The organism is Cutibacterium sp. KBN10P07758, assembly GCF_050286205.1.
Lineage (GTDB): Bacteria > Actinomycetota > Actinomycetes > Propionibacteriales > Propionibacteriaceae > Cutibacterium > Cutibacterium acnes.
Genome location: NZ_JBNNQV010000001.1, coordinates 2,257,927 through 2,278,719, shown reverse-complemented (window position 1 = coordinate 2,278,719; position 20,793 = coordinate 2,257,927). Strand labels below are relative to the sequence as shown.

Annotated in this window: 16 protein-coding genes, 1 tRNA gene, 1 other RNA gene and 1 pseudogene; 9 read left to right on the top strand and 10 right to left on the bottom strand. The window is 61.0% G+C overall.

What is annotated here, in order from left to right:
- Positions 1-3 precede the first annotated feature (3 nt).
- The 4 genes from ACOYO3_RS11280 to ACOYO3_RS11265 form a co-directional block, all read right to left on the bottom strand.
- Positions 4-492, bottom strand: a complete 489-nt coding sequence (locus tag ACOYO3_RS11280; RefSeq protein WP_002524639.1) for an FHA domain-containing protein FhaB/FipA — start codon at positions 490-492, stop codon at positions 4-6.
- A 2-nt stretch (positions 493-494) separates the two neighbouring features.
- A complete protein-coding gene (locus tag ACOYO3_RS11275; RefSeq protein WP_002517207.1) occupies positions 495-1,184 on the bottom strand; it encodes an FhaA domain-containing protein in 690 nt (229 codons plus the stop codon).
- 171 nt (positions 1,185-1,355) lie between these two features.
- Complete coding sequence (locus ACOYO3_RS11270; protein WP_002522937.1) at positions 1,356-2,399, bottom strand: hypothetical protein; 1,044 nt, start codon at positions 2,397-2,399, stop codon at positions 1,356-1,358.
- 73 nt (positions 2,400-2,472) lie between these two features.
- A complete protein-coding gene (locus tag ACOYO3_RS11265; RefSeq protein WP_002524640.1) occupies positions 2,473-3,435 on the bottom strand; it encodes a phosphotransferase in 963 nt (320 codons plus the stop codon).
- Between the two features lie 388 nt (positions 3,436-3,823).
- Between ACOYO3_RS11265 and ACOYO3_RS11260 the strand changes: the two are divergent.
- Positions 3,824-4,032, top strand: a pseudogene (locus tag ACOYO3_RS11260) (rRNA methyltransferase).
- On the opposite strand, the gene ACOYO3_RS11255 reads toward ACOYO3_RS11260, so the two are convergent.
- The 6 genes from ACOYO3_RS11255 to ACOYO3_RS11230 form a co-directional block, all read right to left on the bottom strand.
- Positions 4,029-4,730, bottom strand: coding sequence for a hypothetical protein (locus tag ACOYO3_RS11255; RefSeq protein WP_002525523.1), 702 nt, complete (start codon positions 4,728-4,730; stop codon positions 4,029-4,031). The pseudogene ACOYO3_RS11260 and the gene ACOYO3_RS11255 overlap by 4 nt on opposite strands.
- A gap of 9 nt (positions 4,731-4,739) precedes the next feature.
- Complete coding sequence (locus ACOYO3_RS11250) at positions 4,740-5,651, bottom strand: hypothetical protein (RefSeq protein WP_002524315.1); 912 nt, start codon at positions 5,649-5,651, stop codon at positions 4,740-4,742.
- 40 nt (positions 5,652-5,691) lie between these two features.
- Positions 5,692-10,455, bottom strand: a complete 4,764-nt coding sequence (locus ACOYO3_RS11245; protein WP_002525522.1) for a DUF6531 domain-containing protein — start codon at positions 10,453-10,455, stop codon at positions 5,692-5,694.
- 119 nt (positions 10,456-10,574) lie between these two features.
- Positions 10,575-11,297 (bottom strand): hypothetical protein, encoded by a 723-nt coding sequence (locus ACOYO3_RS11240; RefSeq protein WP_002524643.1) that lies wholly within the window; start codon positions 11,295-11,297, stop codon positions 10,575-10,577.
- A 205-nt stretch (positions 11,298-11,502) separates the two neighbouring features.
- A tRNA-Ser gene (locus ACOYO3_RS11235) sits at positions 11,503-11,587 on the bottom strand.
- A 79-nt stretch (positions 11,588-11,666) separates the two neighbouring features.
- Positions 11,667-12,032 (bottom strand): RNA-binding S4 domain-containing protein, encoded by a 366-nt coding sequence (locus tag ACOYO3_RS11230; protein WP_002522945.1) that lies wholly within the window; start codon positions 12,030-12,032, stop codon positions 11,667-11,669.
- A 127-nt stretch (positions 12,033-12,159) separates the two neighbouring features.
- Here ACOYO3_RS11230 and ffs point away from each other — a divergent pair.
- From ffs to ACOYO3_RS11190, 8 genes are all read left to right on the top strand, one after another.
- Positions 12,160-12,256: signal recognition particle sRNA small type (ffs, locus tag ACOYO3_RS11225), an RNA gene on the top strand.
- Positions 12,257-12,293: 37 nt separating this feature from the next.
- Positions 12,294-12,671: a hypothetical protein gene (locus tag ACOYO3_RS11220; RefSeq protein WP_002518667.1), complete on the top strand. Its 378-nt coding sequence runs from the start codon at positions 12,294-12,296 to the stop codon at positions 12,669-12,671.
- Positions 12,672-12,765: 94 nt separating this feature from the next.
- Positions 12,766-15,612 (top strand): DNA polymerase III subunit gamma and tau, encoded by a 2,847-nt coding sequence (locus ACOYO3_RS11215; RefSeq protein ID WP_002524644.1) that lies wholly within the window; start codon positions 12,766-12,768, stop codon positions 15,610-15,612.
- Positions 15,613-15,721: 109 nt separating this feature from the next.
- Entirely contained in the window at positions 15,722-16,045 is a 324-nt protein-coding gene (locus ACOYO3_RS11210) for a YbaB/EbfC family nucleoid-associated protein (RefSeq protein WP_002522947.1), read from the top strand.
- 30 nt (positions 16,046-16,075) lie between these two features.
- The gene (gene recR, locus ACOYO3_RS11205; RefSeq protein WP_002524645.1) at positions 16,076-16,681 is read left to right on the top strand and encodes a recombination mediator RecR; all 606 of its coding nucleotides are present in this window, start codon (positions 16,076-16,078) and stop codon (positions 16,679-16,681) included.
- A gap of 107 nt (positions 16,682-16,788) precedes the next feature.
- Entirely contained in the window at positions 16,789-17,364 is a 576-nt protein-coding gene (locus ACOYO3_RS11200) for a PadR family transcriptional regulator (protein ID WP_002524646.1), read from the top strand.
- A gap of 5 nt (positions 17,365-17,369) precedes the next feature.
- Positions 17,370-18,152 carry an ABC transporter ATP-binding protein gene (locus tag ACOYO3_RS11195; protein ID WP_002524647.1) on the top strand — a complete coding sequence of 261 codons (783 nt, stop codon included), beginning with the start codon at positions 17,370-17,372 and terminating at the stop codon, positions 18,150-18,152.
- A complete protein-coding gene (locus ACOYO3_RS11190; protein WP_002525519.1) occupies positions 18,152-20,791 on the top strand; it encodes an FtsX-like permease family protein in 2,640 nt (879 codons plus the stop codon). The genes ACOYO3_RS11195 and ACOYO3_RS11190 overlap by 1 nt, the downstream gene beginning before the upstream one ends.
- The last annotated feature ends 2 nt before the right edge of the window (positions 20,792-20,793 follow it).

Below are 20,793 nucleotides of genomic sequence, written 5' to 3'. Positions count from 1 at the left end.
TGCTCATCGCCTACCGGTGACGGTCATGGTGGTCCTGCCAATTCGCACCTCGTCCCCCACCGACAGGCGCGTCGGATTCTCGATGCGCTCACCGTTGACATGGGTGCCGTTGGTCGAGGCCAGATCCTCAACGAACCATGCGCCGTCGATCCCTGGGCTGAACTCGGCATGGCGGGTGGAGGCGTAGTCGTCGTCGATCGGTAGGGTGCAGTCGTTGCCGCGCCCTACCGTGACGCCGTTGGCTAGCGGAACAAAGGTGCCAGCTCGACTCCCCGAAATGACCTGCAGGCCGGTTGGTATTGGGGCAGGCTCACGACGACGAGTTCTGCGGCCTTTACTGCGTCGTCCGGATTCCACGGCGGCTTCTCCAGCATTGCGAGGAACCCGGTGACCGTAGATATCGGTACGAATGACATTGGTGACAAACAGGATGAAGATCCACAATATCGCCAGATAAGCGATGCGTAATAGTGTGACGAGAAATTCGCTCACGATCAGATCCTCGTCGGCGAGTGGACCAGCATCCTCGTTGAGCCGATCTCGATGCGTGACCCGTCGCCAAGTTCGGTGCTGGTGACCTTGACGCCATTGACCGTCACCCCATTGGTGGAGTCGAGGTCCTCAATGGACAAACCAATGTCGTTGCCCTGGGGCCAGACGTTGATACGAGCATGGAGGCGAGAGATACCCGGATCGTTGATGCGGATGTCGGCGTCAGACCCACGGCCAATCGTCAGTCCCGGAGGGGTGAGGGGATGGCGCACCCCGTCGACTTCCAGCACGAGCGGTGCACGCCGATCTGAGACGGCCTTTGCGTGGTTTTCCCCGGTGAGGACGGTGAACTTACCCACTGGAAGGGCGTCGTCTAAGTCGTACCGAATGTGGATAGGCCCGTTGAACACGTAGTGACGTTCACTGGCGTGGTCGCGCAGGGTTGGGATGATCTCGGCGTTAAGGGTCTTGGTGTAGGGGACTAGACGCTCGTAATCACGGCTGGACAAGCGGACGACGAAATCGTTCGGGACCAGTGACTTGTCGCGGGACAGGATTTGCGCCTCGGAGTCGAGCTCGCGCTGCAGCCGACCAGCGATCTCCACCGGTTCAACCTCGCCACGGAAGGCGCGCGCGAAGACGCCGCTGACGGCACCTTCGATCGACTTCTCGACTTTGTCCAGGAATCCCACCCGGCTCCTCCTTCCGGCTACATGTCGGGTTCGGCGCCCGTTTCACACGGGCAACCCCCCATGCGAGTGTACCCAGAAGGTTTGACGGCGCCGCGTGGAGACCGTGTTCCGCGTGGCGAGTGGGTGGGCCGAACACGTTCTCGGATACGCTACGCGCCGTAGAGAACCGGCTCAGTGGTGACTCCGCCCAACATTGAACATGAGGTCGAGCCATGCCTCGCCGATCTTTGCGCCGGCGTGGTCGGCAAGGACCTCGGCGACATACTCCCGTTGGATCCGACGCAGCGGTGCGTCAGCCATGCCCTGGGCCAGGGCGCTCGACAACTCGCCGGCGGCAGGGTATCCGCACCGCGACAAGATGTCAGCTGCCGCAGGGGTGTCGGCGTAAGCGGCTGCGGGCAGGCCGGCGCCAGCGGCGTCGAGGATTCGGGAGGCCAGATCTTCCTTGCGGGTCATGACGAGGGCCAACTCGCTCTGGTTCATAACCGTGTTTTCGGATCCAGCTGGGTGAATACCGACGTCGCGGCGGGCTGCCACTGCCGAGCGGGCTCTGGATTCATCGTCAAGGCAGATCTCCAAGGACCAGCCGGGCACAACTTGGCAGGCGTGGTCGAAGGCGAGGAGAGCGTCGGCAAGCTGCTCATCGGTGCACGGGCCAAGTAGGGCAATTCGGTTGGGGCGGTCGCCAGGGGCCGGACTGCCGCCAGTCGCCGGGACGCCGATGGAATGCACCGGGACGCCGAGGTGTTCCCAAGGTTCGGTCTGGGGGTTAGGGGTGACGACAACGTCAACAATTTCCGGAAGCTTGTCAGGAGCGTTGTCAGGGTCGGTGGCGAGCAGGACGACGACGGGGCGGTTCGACTGGGCTTGAAGGCCGACGATCTCGTCAAGACGACGGGGATCAGTAACGATAAGTGCGCACTGGTGGTCGAGGCTCTCAACGAGTTCGTGGCGCGCCGTCCCCTGACGGTGACGTGACCATTTCGCTAGCACCTTGTGTGCCGGGGCAGGCATTGACGAAGCGGTGTCCTCGGATCCCTCGATCGGGAGCTGTGACACATCGATTCCCCGCCGGGAGAACTCGTTGGTGAGATCGGCGACGAGACGGCCAGGGCGGCCCTCGCCTGCGGCGGTCACCATGACGATGCGGCGGAAGCCGCGGGTGACATGGGTTGCCCGGTTGATGGTCTTGGCCAGGCCGAGATTGAGGTGCATGGTGTTTATTCTGCCGCGCGAGGGGGCTCATGAGAGGGGGCTCATGAGGGGCCGCACCGTTTCAGTTCGATAGTTACGCGAGGTGTTCGGAGGCCCACAGCCAGGCGCGTAATCGACTTGCCCGCTCGCGCTGAAACTCGCGGAATTGCGGCATTCCAGCGGGGTCGGGATTGCGGCATTCGCGTTCTGAGAGCCCCAAAATGGCGACGAGAAAGTCGACGATAGGTTCGACTGCTGGTCCGCCGTGAGTGGATGGGGAGAACTCAGCCGCGACGCGCTTAACTAGGTCATCGGCGCGATTCCATCGCGGGGCGTCAATTGGATCGGTGTGAATGATATCGACGATGAGTCCTGCAGCGTCGACCCATGCCGGGCCGATCACGGCATGGGACCAATCAACGAGAACAGTTCCGCTAGTGCGCAAAAGCACGTTGTCGGATCGAACCGCGTTATGGATAACGGTGTCACCGTAAGCGTGGCGGGCGAGCCGCTCGACGCGTCCGGCGAGGTCGGGTAGGCGCTCGATGAGCCAGGGGTCGAGGTCGGTGGGGGTGTCGGCCATGAACTGTTCCCACACCGAGGGGGTGTTTTGCAGGCGTGCCGAAAATGGTTCCCACTGCTGGTGGAAATCGGCCGTCACTTCAGTCAGCCGGGACAGCGAAGCAAGGGTGGTGTCGATGTCCTCATCTGACCAGGGCAGGTCGGGGTGGGGGCCCTCGATGTCGGAGGTGACCATGCCTACCCATCCATCGACGTCGATGCGACCAAGTAGGCGCGGGGCGGGCGCGGTGTCGGGGAGGAGCGACAGCAGGGTGGCTTCACGACGGTTGAGGCTGGGGATGGCCTCATTGATGGCTGGATGGCCTATTTTGATGAAGGCATGGGAGCCATCGGCGGTGACGACTCGCGATGCCACGCCAGGAGTGGTGCCGTGGGTCTGGACGTGATCGACGGAGACCGGGGACCCCAGAATTTCGGCGACTCGATGGTGAACCGAATCGGGCAGTTGATCCCAGCGGACTCGTGATGGTTTCATGGACGCCTCCTCGTGCCCTTAGCCCATACTTTAGTTCACGACGTGGCCGTCGTGGCGGTACCTAGGTTCGGAAGTGCAACACCTTCTAGCGTGTGAGTGTTCAAGTCGTTACGCGGAGGGGATTGCTTCCTTGCGTTTAGGGTACCGGCTTGCCAGTCCGGTCGATCGCCACCGGTAACGGACCAGCATTCGCCTACCACTATACTCTGTGTGGAGGCTCTCGGTATCCCCCAAGCTGACCTGGATAAGGTTTGTCGCGAGATCAACACTCGCTCCCGGACCTGCCTAAATGGACGCATGGTTGCTGACATGTTCGACGAACATATTGACTAACTCCGGTTATCATCAACACCACCTGCATCCGTCGTAATTCCAACGAGAACTTAAGGTGACGACGGGAGAGACCGAAATTGCCAGCGATGGGCCGCATTTTCACATCCCGGTATTCGTGGTTTTCGGGTCGATCGGGTGATTTTCGTCGAATCGGATCGTGTGGTTGTCGAGATGGCCAAACTGCGTCCATACCTTGTCTTGATCAACGCTAAGTCTCCTTGGGTGTATAGATGGGGGCGGTCTAGTTCTGGGTGGTGGTGTTAGTTGTCGTAGTGGTGTGGTGGTGGGGTGAGGGCGTTGAGGTGTGCTAGTTGTTCGGGGTGGGTGTCGTAGAAGTCGCGGTGTTCTCGATAGGCATAGGCTGCCAGGATGTTGCGCCATATTTGGGCTTCTTGGTCCCAGTTGGGGTCGGTGATGTTGGCTTGGGGGAGTTGGATGTGGCGGTGGTGGAGTTCTTCGGCGAGTCGCAGATGTACGAGGGCGTAGTCGTATCGGTGGTAGTCGATGTTGATTTTGGTTTTTCCGGCCCAGATTTTGTAGCGGTGGCCACCGATGTCGAATCGGGTGATGTCGGTGAATCGGATTTGGTGGTAGAAGAGGTGTCCGAATCGGGTCCAGATTTTGTCGTAGTCGACGCCGTATCTGCGGAGTGTGACGTCGCTGAGAATCCAGACGGGCGTTCCGAGGAAGAAAATGAAGCAAAACCATCCTCCGATGCTGTCCCTGATTCCGTCGGAATTACTCAGGAATATTGACAGCATGCCCCAGGTGATCTCTGCTGTGAGGGGTAGCCATACTGGGACTAGGCCTTTGGCTTGGGAGAATACGCGTGGGTGGTGTGGGTCCCAGCCCATGACGCGTAGTGCTTCTTGGACTCGGTAGGCTCCTTCGGCGGGTAGTTCGAGTGATGCGTCATCGTTGGGGCCGAATTCGCGTGGCCCGGCGCTGTTGTCTATAAACATGATTTGGAGTTATTTGGAGGTGTGTAGCCCAGGGAAGCTGGTGTGGGCTGCGTTTCCTAGGGTGTGGGCTGTCTTCTTGCTGAAACCATCAGCAAAATCATGGGGATCCTGGCCATTCATAGCGGTGGAGATTTCCTGGGTGGTGGCGTCGGCAATCGCGCCCCTCACTAGCTCGTGGCCAAACGTGGAAAACTGCTGCTTCACCCCCATCGTATCCGTCAGCAGCGCGGGCCCGCGCTTGAAGCAGCCATTATTGAAACTGATGTTTGGCCGCGCCATTGCGTTCCCTCGTGCTGACAAGACCACCCCGAAGATAGCGTTGCCATTGGCCTGGGCCAGACCGCTCGCACTGAAATGCTTATCATGAGACATGGCAGTATCCATGATGTATTGCGTGTTGGAGGCGGCGAAATTGGATGCTGCCGAACCCGCGAAGTGATGTATGTACATGGTTTCGAGCGCATCGAGATCCCCACTCTTGGCGGCCAGCTTCAGAGCGTTGTTGGCGGCAGTGTTGGCGTTGAGTATTCCCTTCAGCCCGGTCTGGGCGAATCTCACCTCATCGCGAACGCTGAACTTGGTGATGGCTGCTGCGGCGGTGTCGGAGTGTTTCAAAACCTGGGTGCCAACAAGGTTGGTGGTGCCTGCCCCGACACCTCCCACGACAAACCCGATGAGGGCTTCTTTGCTGACTGTTCCCCAATTTACATCCCCGGTTGCGTATTTCTGGGAGCTAGCGGAAAAGCCGCCTGAGATGAGTCCCCCGGAAATGGCCGCGGCTAGGAGGGGTCCTCCTACGCCCGTGGCCGCTACGGCGATACCGCCGATGACGAGGCCGGCACCGATCAGGAAGTCCCGGGAGAGGATCCGGTCTTTGTGGGTGGCCCACCAGTGGCTGATCGGATCGGTGATGTGATGCACGAGTGTGCCGATGGGGTGGGTGAGGAGTGCTAGTTGGTCGTCAGTGACGGGGTGGGTCCCGAGAGGATCGGTGAGGGGTGAGGGGGTTGTTGTTGGCGTAGTCGTAGGGGTTGTTGGCCCATAGTGCGCCGGCGGGCGAGGTTAACGGGTCAGGAGATAAGAAGGTGGTGGTGGTAGTTGGGTCGTAGAGGCGCGCCCCCCACCAAGGGTGACTATCAACCACTAGCGCGTTCCCGGCCATCCTGATCGTCTCGGGGACACCCTCAATAGCGACCGTAGCTGGTTGGTAGGGGTTGTCAGGGTCGGTGGGCATCACCTCACGCCATAGGTTGGTATCGCCGATGGGTGTGGCACCGAGGATGCGTCCTCCTGGTAGGGGAAGCACAGGATGACCATCAATCGAGGTGGGAGCCCCGGTTACAAGGTCCCAGTCCACTCGCACCTGCTGGTCCCCAGTGGTGATACGACTGGCGCGCCCCAATGCATCGACGTGAGTCGATACGGTCGTGGCGTCGGTGGTGATGCCAGACAGCCAACCTCGCCCATCCCAGGAGTAACGCTCCTCCTGGCCGTCTGGGCTGGTCGCACTGATACGCCGTCCCGCCGCGTCATAGCGATACTGGGTGGCAGTGGCATGCCCGTGTGCGCGCGTACACGTCTGCGCCAGGTGGCCTTCCTGGTCCCAGGTGAAGGTGGTGTCGGTTCCGGATGTGGCGTGGCTGGTGAGCCGGCCATAGGTGTCGTGAGTCCAGTTATGTTGTGTGCGGGGTCCGGTCGCGTTGATGAGCGACCCAGCCTCGTTATAGCCGTAACTCCAACACCCTGATGGTCCTTCTATTCCGGTAACCCGCCCCTGAGCATCACGGGCGACACGCGTGACGCGCCCATCATGGGCATACCCACACACCAGGCCGCCATCATGATCCCAGTGATCGTGATGGTTGGGGGTGGTGACGTCGGTGAGTCGCCCGGCACTATCCCAGGCCAGACTCGCGGCACCCAAGGCGGAGTGAGTAATCTGGGTGGGTAGCCCGTCGCCCCGGTAGGTGTATGACACGGTCGCGTGGGTGTCATTGGCGCGGGTCAGGCGGCCCTCACTATCCCAATCCCAGTGGTGGCGACTGATGACCTTACCGTCACCGTCGGTGGTGGTGTGGTCACAGACGAGACCGCGCACATCGACGCTGATGGTGTGGTGAACGGGAACCGCAGGATCGCTGTGGTCGTCAATGTGAAGCTGGCGGGCCTCAAAGTCCCACCACCTGCGGGTGGAGACCTGCCCGTCAATGGTGACTGTTTCTACTCCGTCGCGCGTGTCGTAGCTAGTCGTGGTGCCGTCAGGGCCGGTATGGCTGGTGAGACGCCCCGCTGGGTTCCAGGTGTAGCGGTGGGTTCCGCCGGCAGGATCGGTGGATTCCACAACCTGATCTAGCTGGTTGTACCGGTAGGTCGTTAGCGCGGTGGCGTCGGTAGTGGTGACCAGTCGTCCGCGTTTGTCCCAGGTGTAACGGTGGACGCCGCCGGCGGGATCGACCGCTGTGATGAGTCGGCCAGCGGTGTTGTAACGGAAATGTCGGGTTCCGGCGACCGGATCCCAGGTGCGCGTGGGTCGCCCACACCGATCGTAGCCGTACCGTGAGACGCCACCAGCCGAGTTAGTCGCTGCCACCAGTTGGCCAGCAAGGTCGTAACTGAAGTGACGCTGTCCGTACACTAGATCGCAACTGAACACGAGTCTGCCGCATGGGTCATATCGGTACTGGCTCACTCCAGCGCCAGGAACATGACTGAGCACAACACGTCCCATGGCGTCATACTCGTAGCGCGCGGTCTCGCCAGTTGGATCAGTTACTGTCGCCACCTGGAAATCTGAGGTGTAGGAATAGCGCGTCACGCGGCCTGCGGGATCGGTGACATCAACCATCCTCCCACACGCGTCATAGCTGTAACTCGTGCGCAACCCGGTGGGACTGACGAGGGCCACAATGCGGCCCGCTAGATCGCGCTCCACATGGGTCACCGCGCCAGACTCGTCCTGAAACTCAACCGGTCGGCCACACAAATCACGCGTGACGATCTGCTGGGCACCAGTGACATCGGTGACGGCAGTAGTAAGACCGTAGGGATCGGCATCGACGCGGTGGAGTTGGTGCCCGTGACTATCCGAGGCGGTGCTGGCAGTGAGACCGTCAGTAAAGACCCTGGCGAAACCGGCTGGATCAGTGACGCCGGAAAGATTGCCATCAACGTCATAGGCATACGTCCACCTGGCCTCGTCCGGTGCCACCACCTGCGTCAACCGCGATAGCGCGTCATGGATGAAGCTCCAAGCGCTGCCGTCGGGGAGCTGCATGCCCGCCAGGTTCCCCAAGTGGTCGTAGGAGTGTTCAATGACGCGCCCGAGAGGATCAATGACCCTGGAGATCTGACCGTCTGGGTGATACTCCCACTTTGTGACCCCACTATCGGGGGCAACCAACTCGATCAGATGACCGGCCACATCATAACGATGCTCCCATGTCGCGCCATCCGGTGTGACCACGGCAGCCAGGCGGCCAGCATCGTCGTAGCTGAACCGCGTCGTGGCGCCACCCGGCGAGATCGTCTCGACGATCCGTCCCGCCTCGTCACGGATGAGGCGGGAAGCCTCCCCATGGGCATCCTCGACGCGCACCAATTCTGCATGATGGTCATAGGAAAACCTCAGGCTCACCCCGACAGGATTCGTGGCGCGCAGAAGCAATCCATCCTTCCACTCCGCAACGGTGACGCCACCGCACGGATCCGTGACGCGCACTGGATCACGCTCGGTGCCGTCATACTCGAAGGTGGTCTGGGCGCCATTGGCCAGGGTTGTGCTCACAAGCCGGTCCAGACCATCCCACGAACAGTCGATCGTGGCGCCAGTGGGAAGGTCCGTGTGCGTCAGTCTCCCTCGCTGGTCATAGCGGTGTGAGGTGACGTTTCCAGCCCGATCGACACAACGCACCATATTGCCGAAGGAATCGTAGGCCATCGAAACCTGGCCACCATGGGCGTCGACCACACCTGTGGTGCGACCGTGAGCATCACATATCCAGGTATTGGCATTGGTGCCATCCGCATCGCTGGCGGCGGTGACGCCCCCAGGCAGATACCTGAAATGGATAGTACGACCGTTAGTGGCTTGTTGGGACGTGATCCGGCCCCGGTCGTCGTAGCTGTTGATGCACTCCGCGTTGCCACATGCATCCACCACGGTCGTGATGAGCGTGTCATCCCACTCGTAACGCCGTGAACCGTCGGGCCTGTCCACCTGTACGAGTCGCTCTTGGTCGTCGTAGGAGTACCGGCAGCGACGGCCATCACTGGAAACAGCCGACATCACTTTGGTGCCGTCATACGACACCGAGATCCTGTAGCCCCACGACGTTTCCATCGCGGTCACGCGATCGCCTTCCCGCACGGTATGCACGACGTCTCTTTGCGAAGATCCGCTGCACACCCATGCGCCACCTTCAGTGAAAACCCATCGACCTCCCCGGTTGTCCGAGATCACCCACACCCATTTTGATGTGGCCGGATCGCGAAGGAACTCCGGAAGTTGGGAAGCAGAGACCCGGCTGAGCCACAGATTCTCACCCTGAGCTCGCCACTGTTCGACAGGCTTTTCGTCTTCCTCTGCCGGATTGGGCAGCTGATTGGTCGTCGGCAGGACTGCTGTCGGTGCAGCCTCCACCGCGAAGGCGATATGCCTGCCATCCTCACGCACCCACTCGACGCACCCCGGCTTGACGAGCAGGCACTGGTCAAGGATGCTGACCCACCCCGGGCCGAAAACCCCACCCTGTCCCCGAACAGCCTGAATAGAGTTGTACATCCTGCTGAGGACGAGGGGGGATGACGCTGCCGCGAAGGCCAGATCGGTCTCGGGCTCGATGAAATTCCCGGTTGCCGAGTTGATGGGATCCTCAAGGTATCCAGTGCGCGGATCAATACCCGACAGCCCCGGGGATGTGATGTCGAGATCGGTACGCCACAAAGGGGTTCCAGCAGCTCTCAAGGCGGCTCGCAGGGCAGAGTTAGGCAAGGTAATAACACCAGAGCCAGCAGCTTGAAAGGCCTTGGCTACCGCGTGCAACCACTCGACGTCTCCGTCATTGAGGCCCCGCCACCGATCCAGCTGCACGAACAGATCCCCGACCTCCACGGTGCCGTACTTGCACTGGGAGGTGAAGTCGTCGAACCAGCCCGCCAGGACTGATCCCGAGGGTACCTGTGCTGCGGCTTCCCCCAACACCTGCGCGGCACTGATGAGATCCTTGGGGTCCGCCGCAGATATTCCACCCGATGAGCCTCGGATCGACCGATCTTGCTGACGCTGGCGTGTCAAAGGCAGGCGGAGCAACTGGGGCGGCGGCGGCTCGGCGGGCGTGAGATTGGGCGGGACATCCACACCTGTGAAGAAATCCCGCACATGATCGCTAAAATCGTCATGCTGCGCCGCGAAGTCGCGAACCTTTTGTCGTCGCTCGTTCTCGAGTCGAGCCTGCTCGGTAAGATAGTCCACTATGTCAGCGGCGGCAGTCAATGCCTCCGACAACGCCTCGGCATCCGCCGAGCACACCTGCATGTTCTGTGCGAAGACAGTCGCGAAGAAACCTCGGAACTCTCTTGCAGCAATGGATTCGACACGAGGTGTACGCGCGTAGAAGATGTTTATCCGCTGTGAAGTCCACCGTAGCTGGGACGAGAACCCCTCGGCGGTTGAGAAGTTGAATTCCACCGGATTTTGATAGTCGCCGAAAATACTGAAATCGACCACTGAATGCTCCCTTGCTCTTTGGGCAAAGTGCAGCGTGATGCTCCACTGCCTGGCCTGCCGGCATGTCCTGAGCGCAGTCGGCAGGCGCTAGACTTTTGAGGGCTGCTATACGTTCTGTGTCACTTCTTGGCGATTCCCAGTGCTTTGGTGGCTGACTGCAGCGTGGACTTGACTATTCCGGCGTCTCGTCCGAAGATGCGGATCGCCTGATCATTGTTGAGCCAGATGTATGCCTGATAGCCGTGATCAGAGGTTCCGGTACTCCTTTTGATGGAGACATCGAAAAGAGCGGCTTGCTTGGAGATATTTTCGTAACCCTTGATGGGTGACGCCTTGATGTTTATTTCCAGGCCGTGATTGACACCTTGCGTGGACAACGTGGTATGACCACACTTGGAAGTTTGTTCTTCTTGTGATTTGTATGCCTTCTTCTGTCGGTCGGACATGGCCGTGGTGACGATGATTCGTGTGGATGGTTTGTCACTGACGGCCACGAGAGTGTCGCTGATCTCGTTTGAAGTGAGGCCGAGGGAGGACTGCCTGAGAGCCGCATCGCATCCAGCTGGGGAGATCTTCGCTTGACTGAGCGTCTTGTCGAGATTGTCCACAACGGGCCTGAGCTGAGAGTTGTCCTGGATGACAAACGTGTGGCCATCGATCTTCTTGTGGGAGAACGCCTTGGTGAAGTCGTCCTTGCTAATTCGCTTGACCGCCTTGGTGGACGGCGAGGGGTTTGCGGGGGTATCGGATGACGAGTTTGTCTTGTCCCCGCACGCTGCAAGGCCGATCGCCATGATGCCGACCATGCCCAGCAAACAGGTTTTCGTCAATTTCTTGGTCATTCTGTGGTCACCTTTGCGCCGTTTTGATTTATGCTCAGAGAAATATACCCGCTCTTTACGGCAGGACATAACCACCGGCCTTGAGGAGTGAGCGAGTGACGCTGGCCGAAAACCCGAAGTACTATTTCGCGATGGTCCCTGACAGAATGCAGTGAACTCAAATGAAAATGTCCGCCCCCGGATAGACCGAAAGGCGGACTTGCCGCGGAGGATACGAGATTCGAACTCGTGAGGGCGTGAACCCAACCCGCTTTCCAAGCGAGCGCCATAGGCCTCTAGGCGAATCCTCCGCTAAGTAGCGTACATGGACTTGACGCGTGGCGCCAATTCGGCCGCGAGCCGTGGTGTGTTAAGCCGGGCGAAGAGCCCTCAATAGCGAGAGTCTCGGCCTCGGAGCCGATCGATCTCGCGACGATCCTTCTTGGTGGGTCGTCCAGTCCCACGGTCACGGCGAGCGAGGGGAGCCGAGAGGTAGGCGGGTCGGGGAGCTGACAGATCTTCGTAAGCCTCGACCGCGAGTTTGGCGCCGACTCTTTTCGTGATCGGGTTGACGACTTTGAGGACCCGATCCCATCCGGGGGTGTGGATGGTGACGGTATCGCCGGGTTTCACGTCGTGGGAGGGTTTGATCGGGTCTCCATTGAGGCGAATGTGTCCGCCCTTGACGGCGGCGGTAGCCAACGACCGGGACTTATAGACGCGCACCGACCACAGCCACACGTCGATCCTCGTCATGATGCCTCCCTTGCCGTGGAAAACGTGTCAGCAATGTTATGGCGAGTCACGCGTTGTTGCAGCCGATGATGATTCGCGCAGCATTGCCACGGGTTGTTCCCCGGGCAGGGCGTCGGTTAAAGTGGAACTTGGTTCCCCGTGCGGCGGCACCTGACTGAACTCCCCCAGGACCGAGAGGTAGCAAGGGTAGGTTGGCTCTACCGGGTGCGCGGGGAGCCCTTTTCATGTCCGCGGCAGCCGTGCCTTATAAGGTTTCGATCAATGCCCGGGAGGAGGGTCGCTATGGACGATCAGCGACGCATCATCACGACCGACCGTGCTGGTTCCATCTGGGCAGGTATCACCTGGTGCTCGCTGTTGCTATTTATCGTCGCCGGCATCATCGGAATGATGGCTCAAACAATGCTGCCGGCCAATCTCGGTTACCCCCAGCTTCACGACAGCGGTGTGCCGACCTGGCTGACCTGGACAGTCGTCGGCCTAGACGTTGTGGCCTTCTTCATTCCCCCGCTCGTGACCACCTCGTGCGGCCGTAAAGCTAAGCGGCTCGGCCACCCGGTGCGCTCTGCGGTTCAGATCTCGTGGGCCACCTTCACCGTTGTGACGGTGATCAGCTTCTTGCTGGTTTTCTTTGGCTGAGGATGTTCCGCGCGGAGCTGGGCGGACCGATGAGAATGTGTCGCAGCCGTCAACTAGGGTTTTCACCGTGGATGAGAGGGCGCCTGAACCGGGCATGGAGAATGAGGCCGTTGAGCCTGAGGTCTTCGAGCAAGACGGTCCGGATCTTTTCGGTGACGAGGAGTCGCCGCGCCCCGTCATGCCTCCTGACGAAGCTACCCCTGATGATGACCTTCCCTCGGATCCGCGCGATCCAGGGCTGCTGGACGGCCCCGAGACCCCTGAGGAACCCGACGGCCTCCAGACAGACGAGGACGAGGAGGATGGCGCTGACGTCATTGAGCGGGTTCGGGAATTAATCGGGGAAGCCCCTGACAGCAACCCCGATGACGATCTTCCAGAGCTTCCGCTGGCCCTCTATCGGCGTTACCGTCCGGAGACCTTCGATGAGGTTATTGGTGAGGATCACGTTATTGAGCCTCTCAAGCGCGCGATCCTTAATAACCGCGTCAACCATGCCTACTTGTTTTCAGGGCCACGTGGCTGTGGCAAGACGACGACCGCCCGCATTCTTGCCCGAGCGCTGAACTGTGAGCAGGGTCCGACGCCGACTCCCTGCGGAACGTGTCAGTCCTGTCGTGACCTGGCCTGTGGTGGACCCGGATCGATTGACGTCATCGAGATTGACGCTGCCTCCCACGGCGGGGTCGATGACGCACGTGATTTACGCGAACGCGCCTTTTTCGCCCCAGTACATTCGCGTTACAAGATCTACATCATCGATGAGGCCCACATGGTCACCCCGCAGGGCTTTAACGCCTTGCTGAAACTCGTCGAGGAGCCCCCGCCACACGTCAAGTTCATCTTCGCCACCACAGAACCGGAAAAGGTCATCGGGACGATTCGCTCCCGGACTCACCACTACCCGTTCCGCCTTGTGCCGCCGAAGGTGCTCGTCGAGTATCTGGCTGAGCTATGCGGCAAGGAGGGGATCGACGTCGACCACGCCGTCCTGCCGCTGGTGGTGCGTGCCGGTGGTGGGTCGGTGCGAGACAGCCTTTCGGTGCTCGATCAGCTTCTCGGCGGTGCTGCTGACGGCCACGTCAGCTACGAGCAGGCGGCGGCCCTACTCGGCTACACCCCAGAGGCTCTCCTGGACGAGATCGTCGACGCCTTCGCCGCCGGGGACGCCCACCAGGTTTTTGCCACGATCGACAAGGTCATCGAGGTAGGTCAGGACCCTCGCCGTTTCGCTGAGGACCTGCTGCGTCGCATGCGCGACCTCGTCATCGTCTCGGCGGTCCCTGACGCCTGCCGGAGCGGACTCATCGATGTCTCACCGGAGCAGGCCACCCGGCTTACTCATCAGGTCGCCGGTTTCGGCGCAGGCGAGCTCACGCGTGCTGCCGAAGTATTGGCCACTGGGCTGACGAATATGCGTGGCACTACCGCCCCCAGGCTTCATCTAGAGCTGATGTGCTCGCGGATTCTCCTACCCGGAGCCGACACGGATGGTCGTGGAATCCATGCACGTTTGGAGCGGTTAGAGAGGAGGATCGGCGTCTCCGGCCCCGTTGAGGAGGTCGAACGTGCTGAGCGTCCGGTCACCGCCCAGCCTCCCACTCGCTATGCGGACACACCACAGCAGGCTAGTCCTCCTCAGCACTGGCCAGCGGAGAACCTTCAAAACCCGGAGCGTCGGTCCGCACCAGAACACCACGACGCCCCGTCGCCCGGACAGCGTCCATCTGGGCGTCCACGTCCCAGCCGTAAGGATTACCGGCCCGGCAATCAGCTTGCTGAACAGCCGCCGTCCAACCAGCACGGCGATGATGGTCAGATGTCGCAGGGACCAAGGCAGCAGGGCGGTCCGTCAACCAGTCAGCGCCAGCAACCCAGACCTCAGGACCACCAGCCGTCTCAGCGGGATCGTCAGGACTCCCCACCGGCCCAACCTCAACAGCCTTCCGCCGAACAAGGCGGTCGCGCCGACGATGCCATAAACATCACCACCTTGCGTCGCGAGTGGCCGCAGGTCCTCGAAGCCGTCAAGGATGGCGGACGTGTCGCATGGATGGTCCTCAATCAGTACGCCCAGGTGCTTGAGGTTCACGGCAATCAGGCCACCTTGGGATTCTCTAATATCGGAGCCCGGGAAAATTTCGCTGCCGGTAATTACCCGAAGGTCTTGCATGACGCCGTTGTGAAGGTGCTGGGAGTGGACCTGGCCTTCACTGCGGTCGTCGGGGAGCCTCCGGCCGCCGTCCGCCCCGAGTCCCATCCTGCTGAGTTTCAGAGTGGACCGGCTGCCCAGGAACCACCGGATGACGATCCCTGGGAGCAAGGGCCACACCATCAAGACTCGACGCGGGGTGGCGAACCGTCGGACCCTACTCATCCCGGTCGGGATCCTCAGGGCCGACCGGGTGACCGTCAGGCGATTTCCGACGACGCTTCAAAGGATGCGCCACCCCCGCCGGTGACCAGCTCCCATCCCAGCGAGGCTGGGGACGACGATCCTGCCCCTGATGCCACGACCGAGGACCAGTCCGCAGATGTCCGCGATGAGGTCGTGGAATCGGGACCCGTAGCTGGCGCCCCAGACCCTGACAGCGGTGGAGCTGCCGAACCTAAACCTGATCTGGTGCCAGGCCAGGATCACGTCGAGGCTGCCGGAGGCGCTGAGTCTGCGCGGCAGATCGACCCTGGTGGCGCATCCTCGCAAGGCCGTCCCTCCGCTGCTGCGGTCAGTACCGCGCACCGTTGGAGTGAGCGCGCTAAAGGAAGTGTTCGCCCTCTTGAGGTGACTTCGCGGTCAGCCCAGGTCGAGGAGCCGCCTGATGACGGCGGGGAGTGGGACGACACCGTTGTGGAGGAGTCCAACGAGAGTCCGATTGACCTCATCATGCGCGAGCTAGGTGGGGTCGTCATAGACACCGACGGTGACTCAACCGCCAGATGAATGCGAGCGGGAATATATCAACCCAGGATCTCGTCGTTACCGACGGCTACTGTGGATGACGACACCGCCCCACCGGCGAGGACCAGGGGCCACACACACGGGAGACACTATGACCACTGGAGGATTCGACCTCGGGGGACTTGACATGGGTGCCTTGCTCGCGCAGGCTCAGTCTGTCCAGAACCAGCTTGAAGCGGCCCAGAACCAACTCGCGGAGAGCAATTTCGAGGGCACCGCTGGAGGTGGCCTTGTTCGCGCCACGGTTACTGGAACCGGTGAACTCGATGCGCTGACGATCGCGCCCGAAGCCCTCGAAGACACCGACGCCGAGACCCTTGCGGACCTCGTTGTGGCTGCCGTCAAGGACGCCACCGGCCAGGCCCGCGCCATGCAGCAGTCTCTCATGCCTCAGATGCCCAGCCTTGGGCTGTGAGCTACCCCAGCACACTAGACAGGAGAATCGATGTACGACGGTCCGCTGCAAGAACTCATTGACGCCCTTTCTCGGCTACCGGGGATCGGGCCGAAGGGTGCGCAGCGGATCGCTTTTCATATCCTCGACGCCCCTGAGGAGGAGGCCAATGAACTGGCCGACGCCTTGCGCGAGGTCAAAGAGAAGGCCAAGTTCTGCAAGATTTGTTTTAATGTCTCCTCCGACGAGGTGTGCCAGTACTGCCGTGATCCGCGTCGGGACCAGTCGATGATCTGTGTTGTTGAGGAGTCCAAAGACGTTATTGCTGTGGAGCGTACCCGACAATTCCGTGGTCTGTATCACGTTCTTGGCGGAGCGATCTCACCGTTAGACGGAAAAGGCCCAGCTGATCTCCACATCCGTGAATTGTGCCAGCGGTTGGCTGACGAAACCGTTACCGAGGTGATCCTGGCCACCAACCCGAACCTTGAGGGGGAAGCAACGGCAACGTATCTTTCCCGCCTCATCGCGCCCATGGGCGTGACGGTGTCCCGACTAGCCTCTGGTTTGCCGGTTGGCGGCGACCTGGAATACGCCGACGAGGTCACCCTGGGGCGCGCCTTCGAGGGACGTCTCCGTGTGGGAGTTGGTGCCTGATTAGCGCTGTGTCTCACTAAGTGGGCAAAGGTCGGATAAGTCCTTGACCGACGAATATTGCGTATGCGACTATTGGTCGAGATCGAAGCACGGCACCCGGAGGTTACATGTCCATCAAGTTCGCCATCCTCGCCTTACTGGCTGAGAAGCCTCGTCACGGGTATGAGATCAAAAACGAGTTCGATCGGCGCACAAATCATACCTGGCCCTTGAACATTGGACAGGTTTACACAACGTTGGACCGTCTTGAGCGTGACGGGTTGTGTTATCGCGGAGAGGAGACCCCTGATGGCAGGGTTATCGCCACCATCAGTCCGAAGGGTCGCGAGGAAGTGCGTCGATGGTTCACTACCCCGATCGCCCCAGCCAACCCGCCTCGCAATGAATTGGCCATCAAGATCGCCCTGGCGGCTACGTCGAAAGATGTTGACGTCGCCACCCTCATTCAGGATCAGCGTCACGCCACCATGCACCAGTTGCAAGAGTGTCGTCAGGCCCGCCGTAGTGTCGCAGAGGACGACCTTGCCGGTCAGCTACTCGTTGACGGAATGATTTTCGCCGCCGAGGCAGAGATCCGTTGGCTCGACCACTGCGAATCTAAGGCGGTACAGGCTTCTCACGCCCACCCCCATCAGCCTGTCGAGCCAGTGACCGACGGCTCTAAGGCCGTCCAGGAAGCCTGAACCGTATGACGTCGACCCCGTTGCACGCCGCTGACCAGATCACTCCCACGATGCAGCGCACCGTGTTGTCCCTGGATCATGTGAGTCGTTCTTTCGGCGAGGGTGAGCAGCGGGTCGACGCCATCGTCGACGTCAGCCTAGGCGTCAACCCTGGTACCTTTGCCGCTGTCATGGGGCCGTCGGGGTCCGGTAAATCCACCCTCCTCGGTCTGGCTGGTGGGTTGGACCAGCCCACATCTGGAACTGTGTCGGTATGTGGCGAGCCGCTTGGCGGCATGTCCCGCGACGACCTGGCGCGGGTGCGACGTCGTCAGCTTGGTTTCGTCTTCCAGGATTACAACCTCGTGCCCGCCCTTACTGCTGTCGAGAACGTGTCTGTGCCGCTGGAACTCGACGGGGTGTCGGCCACTCGTGCCCGCAAGGCCGCCGAGATCGCCCTCGAGCGCGTCGGCGTCCCGGGATTAGTTGATCGCCACATCGAGAAGATGTCGGGAGGGCAGCGTCAACGAGTAGCCATCGCCCGCGGCATCGTCGGGGATCGCCGCGTTTTGCTGGCCGATGAACCCACCGGTGCTCTTGATTCGGTCACCGGCGACGAAATCATGGCCCTCATCCGGACCCTCGCTGACGAGGGAGTCGCCGTCGTCCTGGTGACCCACGAGGCTCGTCACGCGGCGTGGGCTGACCGGGTGATTTTCCTGCGAGACGGAAGGCTCGTCGACGAGTCCCAGGTCGTCAGCGATCCTATGGAACTACTCAACGACAACCCGAAACGTGGCCGGTGGTGATGTCAGCCCGGACCACGCCCGAGATGCCGACTAGCGCGGTTCGCCTCTCCGGAGACGCTATTGCCCGAGGACGGCCCCACCGCCGTCTCATCAATCGCCTGGCCGTACGTGACATCGGCAGGCACAAGTTGCGCTCCCTACTTATCGTGATGCTCATAGCGTTACCGGTGGCCATCATGTCCGGATTAGGGGTACTCCTGCGCTCGGACGGCAGTATCTCCGGCAGTCAGGCCCTCAACAACTACGGTGACGCCGACATGGTCATCAGCCCGATATCAAATTGGGATGGTCACTGTTCCCAGCAAGGGCCGACTAACCCGTACTGTGACGACGGTGCCGAGCCAGATGTGCGCCAACGAACCCAGCAACAGACGGCTCTGGCTAACCTGACGCTGCCCGGCCACAAACTGCACCTTTTGAGGACTACCGAGGCTAGCGTTTCCTGGCGGCTTGCCACCTTGTCGGCAACGGTCAAGGCGATGGACCTGACGACTATGCGTCCCTACCGCATGGAGTTCCCGCGTGGCCCCATGCCTACCGGCAATAACATCTGGGTGACCACCGGTGCTGCGAAAGATTATGGCTGGTCGGTGGGGTCCCGAGTAACCGTCAACGGGCACCGGTACACCATCACTGGGGTGGTCCGGGAAGAATGGCCGGGGAATGGTCCAACGTTCTGGGTAGCCCCTCGCAGCCCGTTGGCCCGTGGTGGAGAGCTCACTTATTACGTCAACGGTGCATCGCTCACGAGGCAACAAGTCGAGAAGCTTAATGCGTCCGGGGTGGGCGTCGCCGACCGCCGTGCCGAAGAGAGTGCCAGTCAAGGAGACACCTTCGAACGGGACATGTTTGCGCTGATACTGGCCGCTGGGGTGCTCTCGGCTATTGTCGTAGCCACTATCGCAGCCGCAGCATTCGCTATTGGCGCTCGTCAACAGCGGCGGATGCTCGCTCTGCTCGGCATTACCGGGGCCGCTCGACGTGACCTCATGGGTGTGATGATTCATCAGGGACTGCTGTTGGGCCTGACGGGGGCCCTCCTCGGGGTGGGCCTCGGCGTGGGTATGGGCAATGGCGCGGTGGCCATTATTCGAATGGTGTACCCCGACTACATCACCTATGGGGTCGATTGGGGATATGCCGCCGTCGGGTCCGTGGTCGGTCTGCTTGCGGCACTGACCGCTTGTTGGTTCCCGGCTCGTGACGTTGCCCGTCAAGACGCCCTCATGGGGGTCAAACATGCCGAATCTGCGGCACGGCCTGCGCGGCGACCAACGTTAGCGATCGTCATCGCGGCGATCGGTCTGCTCGCTGGTGTCGGTGGCGTCATATATGGCCGTCGTGGAACGACCGGCGACGTGATGGTGCGCCTGAATATTGGCATTATCGTCACCATTGTCGTGCTGTACCTGGCCGCTGTGTCTGCCATGCCCTGGTTGGTGGACAAGGTGTCGGGACGCAAATCGTCGCGGTTGCCGATCCGGTTCGCGCTGCGCGATCTTAACCGTAACCGAGGACGGGCGGTACCAGGGGTTGCCGCCTCCATGGCTATCACCGTGCTGGCATGCGCCGCCGTTACTTTTTGCGACAGTCTCGCCATCCAGGACAAGGCCGAATACGTCCCGGAGTTCGGAGACCACATTGGGGTTCTCGCTGGTGAACACGATGACGGGGTCAGGACTTCGGACGATCGTGTTGCCGGGGAGATCAAACGGGTCACTGCGGTTTTCGGGCCGCACGTGAAATATCTACGACCGGAGGAGCCGGTGACGTGCGGTCAGGACGGGAAGTACTGCACTAGCAGTCTCGAAGTCACCCCCAAAGTACCTAACGGAGCGATGTCGTCGACGGTGGCCATCGACGACGGTACTCTGTATGAGCTGCTGACTGGGGAGAAGGCAGACGGCAGGGTGATGAAGGCTCTCGATGATGGAGTCGTCCTGTTCTCGCCCGATGCCACACGGATTTCGCAGGCCATAATCTCTGACCATGACGAACGTCACGGTGCCGGCACCACCGTGCTTCCAGCTATCCATGCTCCCCACCATGCCCTGGGATACGGTGTGCCCAATCTCATCAGCCGTAGAACGGCAGCCAAGGTGCTTGGGGTAAGCCCCGACAACATGAAAACCCAATCCACAACGGTGTGGTTGCGGTTGCCGCATACTCCGACCGCGAAGGAAGGGGACCGTCTGCAACATTCCCTCATGGACGTCACCGGGTCACCCTCGGAGTTCATATGGGAAAAGGGGTACTCGGATATTTCCGGGACCGTGATGCGCTGGTCGGCGGTAGTGGGCACGCTGTTGGCGGTATGCGTGGGCGCCGTGGTATTGGCCTTGACTCTGTCCGACTCGAGGGGGTCGCGCACCGCCATCGCGTCGGTAGGGGCGTCAAAGGCGACCTTGAGACGAATGGTGGCAGCACAGGCCCTCGTGACGACAGGGCTTGGTCAGATCCTTGGCTTTCTCGTGGGGTTCGTGCCGGTTGCCGTTATGACGTGCGTCGGCCCCCGCTGGCCGATGCCAATGCCACTGCCGTGGCTGGCGCTCATCGTGTTCGCCCCGCCGGTGCTGCTGGCTTTAGTGACGATGGTCGCCGTACCAGTGCCGCGACCACGGATGCAGAGACTGGACTGACG